Origin of the sequence: Streptomyces sp. NPDC015032, from assembly GCF_043080425.1 — a bacterium.
In the GTDB taxonomy this organism is placed as follows: Bacteria; Actinomycetota; Actinomycetes; order Streptomycetales; family Streptomycetaceae; genus Streptomyces.
Genome location: NZ_JBIBVN010000011.1, coordinates 130,745 through 144,806, shown reverse-complemented (window position 1 = coordinate 144,806; position 14,062 = coordinate 130,745). Strand labels below are relative to the sequence as shown.

The window sequence follows — 14,062 nt, the reverse complement described above, 5'->3', positions numbered from 1 at the left end:
GAGCGCGTCGCCGGACGCGGTCGCGACGGCCTCCCGAATCCGCCGGGAACCGGCTCCCGACGTGCCGGTGTCATGGCCCATGTACCTCGCGTCGGCCGCGTACTGCCGTTAACCTGCGGGTAGTTGGGGGAACGGGGGATTTCATGGACGGCAGCGGGGCCCGCATCACGCGCATCGAGATGCCGGACGGCACACCCGTCTGGGCGCGGATCTCCGGGGCGGAGGAGCTGGCGAAGCCCGCCCGGGGTCCGGCGTTCACGGACATCGGGTACGGGGACTTCGCCGATCAGGTGCAGGCCCGGGTCGAGAGCCTGCAGGCCGTCGTGACCAGCGTCGCGCGCTCGCTCGCCGAACCGCTGCGGGCGGTGCGGCCCGACGAGGTCAGCGTCGAATTCGGCATCGAGCTCACCGCGAAGGCCGGCAAGGTCGTCGGACTCCTCGCCGACGGCGAGGCCAAGGGCGGCATCACAGTCACCCTGACGTGGACCGGCGGGGGCCCGCCCGTCGATCCGGCGATCCCGGCGCAGAGCGGTGCGCGCGGGGCGGGACAGCCGTCGCCGCACCCCGCCCCGCCCGTGCCGCCCCCGCCCTCCGCGCCGCCCGCGCACCCGCCCGTGCCGACGACGCCTCCGGGCGGTGCGCCCGCGGCCTCCCCGGACCCGGCCGCGGGCCGTCCGGACGCCACCGCGTCCGCCGGGGAGCCGGACACCGGGGCAACCACCGGCGCACCGGTGCATCCGGACGGGGCCGGGCCCGACGCCGGAAGCGGGTCATGACCCAGCCGCCGGGCCGGGGCGCGGGGGGCGGCTCGGAGAGTACGTACCGTGCGCTGGCGGGCCTCGTGATGGCGGCGACCGTGCGCATCCACCGCCCGGAGCCCGGGTATGCCCCTGACGGATCCGACAGCGGCTTCCTGGGGAGCGGCTTCTTCATCGCCCCGAGCTGGGTCCTCACGTGCGCGCACGTGGCGATGGAGGGGGAGGGGCGTCATGTGAACGTGGTCTTCAAGCCGGACCCCGGCAGCGCCGAGACCGCGGTCGAGGGCACCGTGGTCGCTGCCCTGCCCGAGACCCGGACCGGAGCGGCCGGGCCCGGCGCGCGGGTTCCCGCGCCGTCGGGCGGCTGGCCCGCACCCGACCTCGCGCTCATCCGGCTGCTGCGGCCGGTCGAGCACCCCTGCGTGTACGTCACCGAGCGCCCGGCCGGCATGTTCGGCGGCGGTTCGGTCCTCTACACCGGCTGGACGGACGGCGGATCGGGGCAGCTGACCCGGTTCAGCGGGCGCTGCCAGGTGATGGGCACCTTCGGCGACTGGGCCGAGGACGACGAGCAGATGCGGCTCGACGGCGACCGGATGTACCCGGGCCTGTCCGGCGGACCCGTGGTGGACCTGGCCCGCGGCGAGGTCGTCGGCGTACTCAAGTCGCGCTCCGACGGCACGACCGGCGGGACCTCGATCGGCGTCGAGCGGCTGCGTACGCTGCCCGTGCCGCCCGCGGCGGTCGCCGCCGAGACCGACGACCCCTATCAGGCGGTGTTCCACGCCCACGACCGCTACCACGCCGACCGGCACACCAGCTCCGTCGGCACCGAGCGGACCTGGGCCGATCTCCAGCGCGAACTGGGCGCCGGAGCGGGGCTCGCCCTCAGCCCCCAGCAGCGCGTCGACCTGCTCGGCCGGCTCGCCGAACTCCCGCCCCCGCTCAGCACCCGCAGTCTCCTCGACCTCCTGGACCGGCTGCCGGACACCCACCCGGCCGAGCACCACGCCGCCCCGCGCGGCTGGCGCGACGGACTGGGGACGCTGTACGACGCCCCCGGCGGCGACGGCGCACTGGAGCTGATCCTGCGCTACTGCATGAGCGCCCTGTCCGCCGAACGCCCCTACGTCCTGCCGTCCACCCAGCACGCCGAAGCATCCCTGTGGGACTGGGTGAAGCGGACGGCGGAGGACCGGCTCTCCCGCAAGTTCCGCCATGAGCTCGCCGGGCTCCGGCACTACGGCCGGCACGCCCCCGGCCGCGAGCACCAGCGCACCCCGACGCCGGTACTCGAACCCGCCAGGACCCGCACCGTCCCGTTCGTCCTGCTGCAACTGGAGCCGCGCGGCTGGGAACCGGACCGCTACGACTGGCGGATCGGCGTCGCCCAGCACGCCGGGGACGTCCTGCCCGTCGCCGAGGACAGCCGGGGCACCGCACCGGACGCCCTCCCCGCCCGGCTCGCGGGCCCGCTGGCGGAGGCGTTCCGGCGGTGCGACGAACCCGGCAGCCCCGCCGTGCTCCAGGTTGCCGTGGACCGGACCCTCATGGAACTGGCGGTCGACGAGTGGCAGGTGCTGCCCGACGGGCGGCCGCTCGGGGTGCTGCGCCCCGTGGTCGTCCGCCGCCTGGACCACCCTCCGCTCCCGGCCGACCACGGGATCGACGAGCGCGAGGCGCGCTGGGCCCGGACCATGTCCGCCGCGATGCGGTCCGCGGTCGTCGACTGCGAGGACGGAATACGGGTACCCGTACCCGTGGTGGAGGAGCTGCGCGGACTGGCGTACGAGACCGTCCCGGTGCTCTGCCGTTACGGCGACCGCGCCCATCCCGAGGCCGCGGCCGGCCTCGGACGGGTGCTCGATGCCGGTTTCGGGGTGGCCCTGTGGCGGCGCAGGGCGGCCGAACCGGCCGCGGTCTGCACGGAGTTCCACCGGCGTGCCGCCGATACCGTCGCCGAGGCCCGCACGGCCGATCAACTCCCGAGAAAAATACATGAGTTGAGGCAGGGTGTACGCATGGGCCGCACGGAGACGTTCTGGTCGGACGGTGTCGCCCTGTTGTACGAGGATCCCCATCATCCGCTGCCCGGCTCCGGACAGTTCCTGGAGGCGCCGTGAACGACCGGGCCGGCCGGCCCCTTACGGGGTGTACGGCGGATCGCTACCGTGATGCACGTTCGACTGCTGCCCCTGGCGGACGAGTGACGACGAGGAACACGTTATGAGTGAACCCAGCGAGTGGCTCATCTACCGAGGGGCCGGCGAACCGCACGAAGGAATCGAGCAGTTGCCGCCCCCGCCGCCCTGGCGGGACTTCGGAGGCCGCGGCGCCCCGGACCCCGACGACCCGGGCGGGGACGGTTCCGCCGACCGCCGTCTCGGCGGCTACCGGCACATCGCCGAACTCCACCGGCCGGGTGCCGAAGAGCTCGAAATGATCAACGCCGCGCTCTATCTGCGGCGTCCGCTGCTGGTCACCGGCAGCCCCGGCGCCGGAAAGAGCACCCTGGCCCACTCCGTCGCGCATGAGCTCGGACTCGGCCGGGTCCTGCGCTGGCCCATCGTCAGCCGCTCGGCGCTCCAGGACGGCCTCTACCACTACGACGCCATCGCCCGGCTCCAGGACGTCCAGATCGCCGCGCACGGTGCGGCGGCCGGGGCGACCGGCGCCGATTCCGCGGAGAGCGTCGGCAGCTACATCCGGCTCGGACCGCTCGGCACCGCGCTGCTGCCCTCGGACCGGCCGCGCGTCCTGCTCATCGACGAGCTCGACAAGAGCGACATCGATCTGCCGAACGACCTGCTCAATGTGCTGGAGGAGGGCGAGTTCGGCATTCCCGAGCTGGAGCGGATCGCCGACCGGCTGCCCGACGGCGAGGCGGAGGTCCTCGACGACGACGGCAACAAGGTGAAGGTGCGGGGCGGCCGGGTGCAGTGCCGGGCGTTCCCCTTCGTGGTGCTCACCAGCAACGGCGAGCGGGACTTCCCGGCCCCCCTGATGCGCCGGTGCATCCACCTGGAGCTCGGACGCCCCGACCACCAGCGGCTCGCGACCTTCGTACGCGCCCACCTCGGCGACGAGGCGGCGCGCTCCGGGGACGATCTCATCGCCCACTTCCTGGAGCGTTCCCGCAGTGAACTCCTCGCCACCGACCAGCTGTTGAACGCGATCTATCTCACCGACGCCGCCGCCCCGGCCGGCCGCGACCGCCTCGCCGATCTGCTCATCCAGCGACTCGACCGGCCGAGGTGATGCACTGATGGCCACGGGCATGCCGCGGCACGGACCGGATGAGGAAGGCGGCCCCGGCAGCGGCGCGGACGGGGTCACGGAGCCTCGCGACCACGACCTCCCGGACGAGGCGGGGGAGCGGGGCGACGCAGCGGCGACGGGGACCGCCCCGCCGTACGACGGGGGGCTGCTGCCCGCATTCGTCGCCCGTTTGCGCGAGGCCGGGCTCGACCCCGATGTCGAGCAGCTCTGCGACGCCCTCTGGCTGGCCCGCTGGACCCGCGACCCCGACGCACCGGACGACGGGAGCGCCGGGGACGCACCACCGGCCGCGGACCCGGCCCGAGAGGACCGGCCGGGCGGGCACCCCGCCACGTCGGCAGCCGGGCACGACAAGGCCCCGGACTCCGCGCCGGACGACGACGAGCCTGTGGAGCAGCAGGATCCCGGGGACGCCGACCGGCGGGTCGCCCTCTACCCCGTACCCCGTACCCCGTCACCCGGCGCCCCGCGCCCGGACGGACCGGCCGGGCGCGGGCGGGGTACTGCCCGGGGCGGCCGGACGAGAGCGCTCACCCTGGGCGTCCCCGCCGCCCCTGCCCTCCCCGCGCCGCTCGAACTCCAGCGGGCGCTGCGCCCGTTGCAGCGCTATCGCCCGGCCGTGCCGCCACTGCGCCGCACCCTGGACGAGACGGCGACCGCCGAGCTGAGCGCGCGGGCCGGCGGGATCGTCATGCCGGTGTTCCGGGGCGCGTCCCGGGGCGAGGCGCTGCTCCAGTGCGTCATGGACGCCTCGTCCTCGATGCTGGTGTGGGACCGGATGTTCGGTGAACTCCAGCAGATCTTCAGCCAGTTGGGCGCCTTCCGGGATGTCCAGGTCCGCTATCTGCACCAGGGTCCGGACGGCGCGGCCGCGGTGAGCCGCAGCCTCGATCCGGCCGCGGCGCCGCTGAACTCCGCGGACCGGCTGAGCGATCCGACCGGCCGTCGCGTCACCGTCCTGGTCAGCGACTGCGCCGGTCCGCTTTGGCACAGCGGCCGGGCCCACCGGCTGCTGCACCAGCTGGCCGGGCAGGCCCCGACCGCCGTGCTCCAGCCCCTGCCGCAGCGGATGTGGAACCGGACCAGGCTGCCGGTCACCTACGGTTCGCTGACGCGGGGCGAGGGGCCCGGCGGAGCCGCTGTACTGAAGGTCGCGGAGCACGCCGGAACAGGCCCCGCCGTGCATCCGGGGGCCCTGGCGATTCCCGTACTCCCGCCGGTGAAAGGCGCGTTGGCGGCCTGGGCGAGACTGCTGTCCGGCACCGGCGCGGGACAGATCTCCGGAGCCGTCGGCTGGGTACGGGCCGATCAGCCCGCGGCGGCCGCCCAGCGCCCCGGCGACGGGCTGTCCTCGCTCCAGCTGGTCAGCCGATTCCGTTCCGCGGCCTCCCCGGCCGCCGGACAGCTGGCCGTCTACCTGGCGGCGGCCCCGCTGTACCTCCCGGTGATGCAACTGGTGCAGCGCACGATGCTGCCCGGCTCGGGACCGTCCGAACTCGCCGAGGTGCTGCTGAGCGGACTGCTGTCACGGAGCAAGGGCCAGGGCGGCGGCGAGGAGGGCGGCCAGTGGTACGAGTTCGCCCCCGGGGTCCGGGAGGCGCTCCTCGGTCCGCTGGGCCGGGACGAGGCGCTGCTCGTGCTCAAGCACTGCTCGCAGTACATCGAGCAGCGGTTCGGGAAGGGCGGGCCGAACTTCCCGGCCCTGGCCTTCGCCCAGCTCGGTGAGGGCCGGTTCGGACCGTCGCGGGCCACCCGCACCACGGGCGCCATGCAGAACGGCGTACTCGACGAGGACATGGAAGAAGGTGACGAGAACGGGGAGAACGGCGCGGGCGGCGGGGCGCGCGCGCCCCATCCCTTCGCCGAGGTCGCGGCCCGCGTGCTGGAGCGGTTCATGCCCCTGCCCGAGCAGTTCGTCGTCCCGGCCGACCGGGACGACCGCCAAAGCCTCGTCCCGGCACGGAACGCGGCGGTGGAGAGCGCCCGTGTCCTGACGCGGCACTTCGAATCGGACGGCATGGTGCAGTACCTGATGGACGCCGTGCAGCTGCTGCGGGGCGCCACCGAGCGCGAGGAGCAGCCGGGTTCCGACCCCGAGCTGTGGGCGGAGTACTCGCGCTGCGTCCTGCGGCTCTGGGAGGTCCAGGGCGACGCCGAACTGCTCCGTGAGGCCGAGTACGCCGCCGAACGGGCCGCCGCGCACCCGGGGGCGCTACGCGAACGCGCCGTACTGGCCAAGGTGTTGCACGCCGCGGCCGACGACCGCCGGAGCCGCGGCGACCGGCGCGGTGCGCTGGAACTGCTGCGCCGCGCCGACCGCGAGTACACGGCCGCCTGTTCGGACCCCGGTCTGGAACCGGCCGAGGCCCTCCGGCTCACCCTGGAGCGGGTCCGGGCCCTGGAGGCGCAATGGCGGCTCGACGGCGACACCGCCCTGCTGCAGGCCGCGCGCGGCATGCTGGAGGCGTTCGCCGACGTCTGGCCCGACCAGGAGAACCGCCCGGTCGCCCTGCCGCTGGCGCACGGCCGCACCCTGCTGAAACTGGCCGGGGCCACCGCCGACACCGAACAGTCCCGGGTGTACGCCGGCCAGGCGGCGCGCTCCTTGCGTACGGCCTTCGGGCAGGGTGGCGGCCGCCACACCATGGGCACCGAGTTGCGCATCCTGCTCGACCTGGTGGACGCCCTGCTCGGTTCCGGTGAGGAGCCGGACGAGGCGGGCGTCCTGATCGAGCAGGCCCTGGAGACCGTGCGGGACCAGCGGCTGCTCGCCTCGCTCCGGACCCGGGCCGCCCGGGTCCGGGTCGCCCGCTACGAACACACCGGAGATTCCGACGAACTCGTGGCAGCGGCCGACTGGTTCGCCCGCGCCGCGCGGGGCGTGCCGCGCGACTCGCAGGCGCACGCGGATCTGCTCGCCGAATGGGGCGGCACCCTGCTGCGCCGCGCCCAGCTGCCCGACGGGCGGGCGCACATCGGTGCCGCCGTACGGGTGCTGCGCGACTGCCGTACGGAGACGGCGGCGGGCGCGCGCCAGGCCGAGCGGCTGCTGATGCTGGGCCGGGCGCTGATGCTGCGGCACCGGGCCACCGGGGACCGGGTCGACCTGCGGGAGGCCGAGCATCTCTTCGGGCTCGCGGCCCAGGAGGCGGCCGACCCGCTGACCGAGGCGCGCTGCTGGCTGGAGCTGGGTCTGTCCCACCTCGACGCCTCGCGGGTGCTGCAACGCCCGGCCCGGCTCGACGAGGCGGCGGAGGCGTTCCGGGACGCGGCCGAGGCGGCCGGCACGGCCGAAGCGGAGTCGGACGGTCCGCAACAGGTCCATCAAGCTGTCGAGTTGAGTGCTACAGCCAACCACTGGCGGGGTATGACGTACGAGAGGGCGGGGCGCCCCCGGGCCGCACGCGAGGCGTACCGGGCGGCCCGCCGGGAATGGCACAAACTGCCGGACGACGGCGGCGCGGCGGGCGAGTCGACCGCCGGGCGGCTGGCGGAACTGGAACGCTGAGTCGCTCGACGGAGAGCACCCGGCGGTGCGGTGCGGCCGGTGCGCGGGTGTGCCGCCGCTGTACCACCGGCGCACGACCGGCGCCGGTCGGCATGGTTCACCAGGCGTGGGCCGGGGCGTGCGGGGCATCCGTACAGAGGCGGCCGGTGCGGGCGGAATCCGTGCCGGCGCACAGGTCGGGGACGCGGGCCCGGCGGGGTGCGCTCAAGGGCGAGCAGCCCACCACGAGCACGACGCGGTGATACGGGGAGGCATGATGAGCGAGACGGCACACAAGGCCATACCGTCCGGCGGACCGGAGGCGCTGCCGGACCTGCTGGGGCTCGATCTGGAGGCGCTGCGGACGCTGGACCATCCGGTGCTCGCCGAGGTGGTCGCGGATCTGCGAGGGCGGGCCGAACAGCCGCGGGAGATGCTGTGGGGATTCACCAACGCCTTCTGAGCGCTGTCCCCTCGGCATCGGGCACATCCGTGTCGCGACGGACTCCGGCCACGCCGCCCACGGCGATGCGGGGGGCGGGGCCGCACGATTTCGGTCCGGGGCCCGGACGAACAGGACATCGTGGCGCGGGGCGGGTTTGCCCGCGGGACGGGCCAGGGATACTCGCTTCGGGGCGGCAACGGGGGCCGCTCCGGTGAACGTGTGGCACGGGGGTGCGGGAGTGTCTCGACAGGCGACGCCGCCACCGCCCCCGCGTGCCGACGGCGGCCGGCCCGCCGTCCCCTTCGGGCAGTTCATCGTCAAGGTGCACGGCCGCTGCAATCTCGCCTGCCGTTACTGCTACCTCTACGAGGGCCCCGACCGCACCTGGCGCACCCGCCCGGCCGCCGCCGCACCCGCCGTCCTGGATCGCACCGCGCACCGGATCGCCGAGCACGCGGCGACCCACGGACTGCGTGACGTCGCCCTCGTCCTGCACGGCGGCGAACCCCTCCTCGCGGGCGCCGGCCGGCTGGCCGCCTTCGCCGCCCGGGTCCGCGGCCTGACGCCCGACGGCTGCACCGTCCACACCACCGTCCAGACCAACGCCACCCTCCTCACCGAGACCCGCATCGCCACCCTCGCACGGCACGGCATACGCATCGGCATCAGCCTCGACGGAGGTCTGGCCGCCCACAACACCCAGCGCACCGACCGCGCCGGACGCCCGTCCTGGCCCGCCGCCTCGCGCGGCGCCCGGCTCCTCGCCGACCGGCACCCCGATGTGTACGCGGGCATCCTCACGGTCGTCGACCCGCGGACCGACCCGATCGAGATGTACGAGTCGCTGCTCGCCCTGCGCCCGCCCGTCCTGGACCTGCTGCTGCCGCACGGCAACTGGACGAACCCCCCGCCGGGACTGCCCGGCGCGGGGACAGCCCCCATGGGGCCGGGACCGGGCCGCCCGACCCCGTACGGCGACTGGCTCACCACCGTCTTCGACCGCTGGTGGCCGGCCGCGCGCCGGGAGACCCGGGTCCGGCTCTTCGAGGAGTGCGTCGCCCTGCTGCTGGGCCTGCCCGCCGCGACCGAATCCCTCGGCCTCGACCCGGTCAACGCGATCGTGGTCGAGACCGACGGGACGATCGAGCAGGTGGACTCCCTCAAGTCCGCCTACGACACGGCCGCCGCCACCGGACTCGACATATTCCGCCATACCTTCGACGACGCCCTGCGCCACCCCGGCGTCGCAGCCCGCCAGGCAGGCGCCGACGCGCTCGCCGCCGCGTGCCGCGCCTGCCCGCTGCTGACCGTCTGCGGCGGCGGGCACTACGCACACCGCTACCGCGCAGACAACGGCTTCACCAACCCGTCCGTCTACTGCGCCGATCTCGAACGGCTGGTCCGCCACATCGCGGGCCGGCTGTCCGACGCAACCGCAGGAGCACACCGATGAGCCCCGCACCGATCCCCCCACCGAGCCCCCCGCTCCCGGACCACATGCTGCGCCGACTCGGCCGCACCGAGGGCGACGCCGACACCCTCCACGTCCTCGTACGCGATCAGGACACCCGCCGGCTCCTCCTGCTGCGGGCCCTGCTCGACGCGGCCGAGGCGGCCCCCGCATCCCTCTGCCCGTCCCCGGCGCTCGACCGGCTGCGCCAGGACTGGGCGCTGCTGGAGACGGCCGAGCGCGCCGACCGGAGCGCCGTACGCACCGTCCTGTTCCACCCCCTCACCGGCCCCTGGGCGCAGCGCTGCCTGCGCGGCCTCGTCGGCTCCGCCACCGGGCCCGGACCCGGACCCGAACTCCGCGCCGACCTCGCCCACTTGAGCGCACTGGCCGCCGCGGCCGCGATCCGTGCCGGAATCCCGTTCACCACCCGGCTCGCCGCCCACGACGGGTTGCTGTCGCTGCCCACCCTGGGCGCCCTGCGCACGGCATCCGGGACATCCGCGACCCCCGAAACGGTCGACATCGCCTTCTTTGAAGGAAAACTGACGATGTCGGGGAGTACGGACGGGGCACCCCTCGTCGCACACCCGCAGCCGGACGGAACGACCGGCTCGGCCGACCCGCGCTGGCTGCCGGTGCTCGCCCTGCCCGCCGTACGGCCCGGCCTCGGACCCGTACCCCTGGACGACGTCGACCCGTACCGCACCGACGGCAGCGGGCTCCGACACCACGGGCTGAGCGCCGCCGCCCACATCGACGACCACGAACGCAAGGCGTGGGCCGAGTCCTGGGCCGGAGTGGCGCCCCTGCTCGCCGTCGGCGGCGAACACCGCCTCACCGAAGCGGCGGTCCTGCTGCGCTGCCTGGTCCCGCTCGGCCCGCCACCCGGCTCCGGGCCCACCGGAGAGGGCGCGGCCCATTGCAGTGGCACCAGGCGTGAGGCGTTCGGCGCTGTCCTGAGCAGCAAACCGGCCACCCCCGCCTACTTCGCCTCCACCCTCGTCCACGAACTCCAGCACACCAAGCTGGCCGCGCTCGGCGCCCTCGTACCGCTGCACCACGAGGACCCGGAACCACGGCACTTCGCGCCGTGGCGCTCCGACCCACGCCCCTTCGACGGCCTTCTCCAGGGCGCCTACTCGCACATCGCGCTCGCCGACTACTGGCAACGGTTCGCGCTGGCCGCGCGGCGCGTCACCCACCGGGACCTGGCCTGGGCCGAGCACGCCCGCTGCCGCGAACAGGTGGGAGCCGTCCTGCCCGTGCTGGCCGGCTCGGCGGCACTGACCCGGGAAGGCCGGGTGCTGGTCAACGAGATGATCACGCTCTACCACCGTCTGGACGATTGCCCGCCTCCAACGGGGCACCTCGCGCGCGCGCAGGCGTACGTGGCCACCGCCAAGGTGATATGGCAGCAGAGGAACGGCCCGCGGAGGCCGTGAGAGACCCCGGGATTGTCCGCCGGAACGGCCATGCTCCGGTGTATCTTGACAAGGCTCGAATCGAGGCAGGGAGACGGCTGAATGCCCGGAACGCATAAGCAAGTTGGAGCAACCGGGGCGCACACCGTCACCATCAGTTTCGCCGGTTTCAACCGCGCGTGGTCGGCGTGGATCGGTGACCGTCTGGAGCGGCGCGGGGTGACGGTCGTCCAGCAGCGCTGGGACCCACCGGTGGAGGTGCCGCTGGAGGAGTCGCTGCGGGATCTGACGCTGTCGCGCGGCCAGGTCCTGGTGATCCTCAGCGACTGGTACTTCCAGCTCGGCCCCCGCAGCCACGAGGAGTGGAACCGGGCGCTGCGCGAGGTTGTCGCCCCCGACCCGGACCGCTTCGCCGCCGTCTGCGTCACCACATCGGCGCTGCCCGGCGCCACCTCGGCCTTCGGCGCGGCCGACCTGACCAACGTCGGCGCCGACGAGGCCGAGCGGCGTCTCCTCGTCCGTCTGGGCCTGCCCACCGACCCGCTGCCGGAGTCCGTCGCGGCCCGGCCCGGACCCCGGTATCCGGCCGACACCCCCGAGGTGTGGGGCGGGGTGCCGCGGCGCAACACCCGGTTCACCGGCCGCGAGGAACTGCTCACCAGGGCGTACCAGGCCCTCCAGGACGCCGGCTCCGGTGCCGGGGTCGTGACCCTGCACGGCATGTCCGGCGTCGGCAAGACCCAGCTGGCCGCGGAGTACGTCTACCGCTTCGGCTCCGAGTACGACGTCGTGTGGTGGGTGCCCGCCGACCGTCGCGCCCTCTACCGCCAGAAGCTCGCCGAACTCGCCCCCGAACTGGGCCTGTCGACCGGGGCCGAGTACGGCGAACGGCTGCGCGCGGTACGGGACGCGCTGCGCCGCGGCGAGCCGCACTCCCACTGGCTCCTCGTCCTCGACGGGGCCGACGAACCCGAACACATCTGGGACCTGGTGCCCACCGGCCCCGGGCATGTCCTGATCACCTCCCGCAACCCGGAGTGGAGCGAACACAACAGCAACCTCGTCGAGATCCCGGTCTACGACCGCGACGAATCGGTCGCCTTCATCAGGCGCCGCGCACCGCGCCTGACCCCGGTCGAGGCCGACCAGCTCGCCGACGCGCTCGAAGACCTCCCGCTCCTCCTCGACCAGACCGCCGGCTGGCTCAACGACTCCGACATGTCGGTCGACGAGTACATCGAGCTCCTCGAAGGCGGCATCGACCAGGACGTCGTCAAGATCTCCGCCGACTTCCCGCTCGCCTTCCAGACCGCCTGGTCGATACTGCTGAACAAGCTCAAGGACACCGTTCCCGAGTCCGTCGACCTGCTGCGCCTGTGCAGCTTCTTCGCACCCGGTTCGATCCCCGTGCGGCTGCTGAAGGAGATGCCCTCCGGGGAGCTGCCGGAACAGCTCGCGGGCCTGATGAACGACCCGCTGCTGTGGAACAAGGCGATCGGCCAGCTCCGTCAGTACTCCGTGGTCCGCCTGGAGTCCCACGAATCGGTCGCCGACGAGGCGTCGTCCGGCGAATCGCTCTACATGCACCGCATGGTCCACCAGATCATCGGCAAGGACATGCCGGACCAGGACCGCCAGGAGTTCATCGACGTGGTCCGCCGCGCCCTCGCCGCCGCGGACCCCGGCCGCCCCACCGACACCCGTCTGTGGCCCGCCTACGCCGAGATCACTCCGCACCTGAAGTGGGCCGATGTGCTCAACAGCACCGACCCGGCGGTGCAGACCCTGGTGCTCAACTGCCTGCGCTACATGTACCTCTCCGGTGAGTACCGGGCCGGCATCAAACTGGGCGAACGCGCCATGAAGGCCTGGCGGAGGCTCCTCGGCGAGGACCACCCCCGGGTCTGGGACCTCAGCTACAACTACGCCAACGTGCTGCGGGCCGTCGGCGACTACGCCGGCACGGAAGCCATCGAGCGGGCCGCCGTCGACCATCTGCGCGCCGAACGCGGCCCCCAGGACCTGGAACACCTGCGCGCCGCGGGCGGCCTCGCCGCGGACCTGCGGGGCCTCGGCCGGTACGACGAGGCGCTGGAGATGTCCGGCTGGATCCTCGCGGCCTACCGCGAACTGCTGGGCGAGCAGGACTCGCGCACGCTCAGCGCGCAGAACAACCTGGGTACTTCGATGCGCCTGCTGGGCCGGTACGAGGACTCCCTGGAGCTCAACCGGCGGACCCTGGAGGCCCGGCGGCAACTGCTGCGCCCGCGTCACACCTGGACCCTGTACTCCGAGATCAACTACGCCACCGACCTGCGCCTGCTCGGCCGGTACAGCGACGCCCTGTCGCTCCAGAACCAGAGCGCCCGGGTGCACCGGCTGGTGATGGGCCACGACAACCCGCAGACCCTGCGCGCGGAACACAACCTCGCGTTGTGCCACTACCGGTCGGGGGAACGCCCCAGGGCCGCGGCGCTGTTCACCCGGGTCCTGGAGCGGTGCGAACGCGTGCTCGGCGAGGACGACCCCCTGACCATGATGTTCGCGGCCAGCCAGAGCTGCTTCGCCCGCGAGCACGCCGACATCGACCAGGCCAGGGATATAAGCGAGAAGGTCGTCCGGGGCTATGTGGAGACGCTCGGCGAATCGCACCCCTACGTGGCGGGGACCCGGACCAACCATGCCCTGATCCTCCGGAACGTGGGGGAGCGGGACCAGGCGCACGCGCTCCTGGAGCAGGCGCTCGCCGACATGACGGAGGCCGTGGGCGAGAACCATCCCTGGACCCTCGGCTGCGCGGTCAACGCCTCGGCGTTGCGCAACCTGGTGGGCGACCCGGAATCCGCAGCCGCCCTCACGGACTCGCTGATCAACCGGGCCATCGAGGTACTCGGCCGGACCCACCCGCTGACCCTCTCCGCCCGGATCGCCCACGCCGCGGACCTGCGCGGGATCCGCGACCGGCAGCGGGCGGAGAAGGTCGAGAGCGAGGCGCTGGGGGACCTGGTGGCGACCCTCGGTGCCCAGCACGTCCACACGGTCTCGGCCCGTTCCCGCAACCGTCCGTACTGGGACTTCGAGCCGCAGATGGTCTGACCCGGTTCATGGAAAGCGCACTCCGGATGATGTGACGTCAGTATCCGTGCTGCACAGGTCAGTTGTGAGGCAACGGGGGTACGGACGGCGGTCGTCGTCGGGTCCACGGCGCCGGGGAGGACG

Annotated in this window: 8 protein-coding genes; all 8 read left to right on the top strand. The window is 73.7% G+C overall.

Going from position 1 to position 14,062, the window contains the following annotated elements; all coding sequences use genetic code 11:
• Positions 1–143 precede the first annotated feature (143 nt).
• The 8 genes from ACF08M_RS18265 (at position 144) to fxsT (ending at position 13,939) form a co-directional block, all read left to right on the top strand.
• Complete coding sequence (locus ACF08M_RS18265) at positions 144–776, top strand: CU044_2847 family protein (protein ID WP_392186260.1); 633 nt, start codon at positions 144–146, stop codon at positions 774–776.
• Positions 773–2,881 carry a trypsin-like peptidase domain-containing protein gene (locus ACF08M_RS18260; RefSeq protein WP_392186259.1) on the top strand — a complete coding sequence of 703 codons (2,109 nt, stop codon included), beginning with the start codon at positions 773–775 and terminating at the stop codon, positions 2,879–2,881. Before ACF08M_RS18265 ends, ACF08M_RS18260 begins: the two co-directional genes overlap by 4 nt.
• A 103-nt stretch (positions 2,882–2,984) precedes the next feature.
• Positions 2,985–4,016, top strand: a complete 1,032-nt coding sequence (locus tag ACF08M_RS18255) for an AAA family ATPase (protein ID WP_392186258.1) — start codon at positions 2,985–2,987, stop codon at positions 4,014–4,016.
• Positions 4,017–4,023: 7 nt separating this feature from the next.
• On the top strand, positions 4,024–7,545 hold the full coding sequence (locus ACF08M_RS18250; protein WP_392186257.1) for an SAV_2336 N-terminal domain-related protein: 3,522 nt from the start codon (positions 4,024–4,026) through the stop codon (positions 7,543–7,545).
• Between the two features lie 256 nt (positions 7,546–7,801).
• Positions 7,802–7,987, top strand: coding sequence for an FxSxx-COOH cyclophane-containing RiPP peptide (gene fxsA, locus ACF08M_RS18245; RefSeq protein ID WP_392186256.1), 186 nt, complete (start codon positions 7,802–7,804; stop codon positions 7,985–7,987).
• A 220-nt stretch (positions 7,988–8,207) separates the two neighbouring features.
• Positions 8,208–9,422, top strand: a complete 1,215-nt coding sequence (locus ACF08M_RS18240; protein ID WP_392186255.1) for an FxsB family cyclophane-forming radical SAM/SPASM peptide maturase — start codon at positions 8,208–8,210, stop codon at positions 9,420–9,422.
• Positions 9,419–10,864, top strand: coding sequence for an aKG-HExxH-type peptide beta-hydroxylase (locus tag ACF08M_RS18235; RefSeq protein WP_392186254.1), 1,446 nt, complete (start codon positions 9,419–9,421; stop codon positions 10,862–10,864). The genes ACF08M_RS18240 and ACF08M_RS18235 overlap by 4 nt, the downstream gene beginning before the upstream one ends.
• Positions 10,865–10,945: 81 nt before the next feature.
• Complete coding sequence (fxsT, locus tag ACF08M_RS18230) at positions 10,946–13,939, top strand: FxSxx-COOH system tetratricopeptide repeat protein (RefSeq protein WP_392186253.1); 2,994 nt, start codon at positions 10,946–10,948, stop codon at positions 13,937–13,939.
• Positions 13,940–14,062 lie beyond the last annotated feature (123 nt).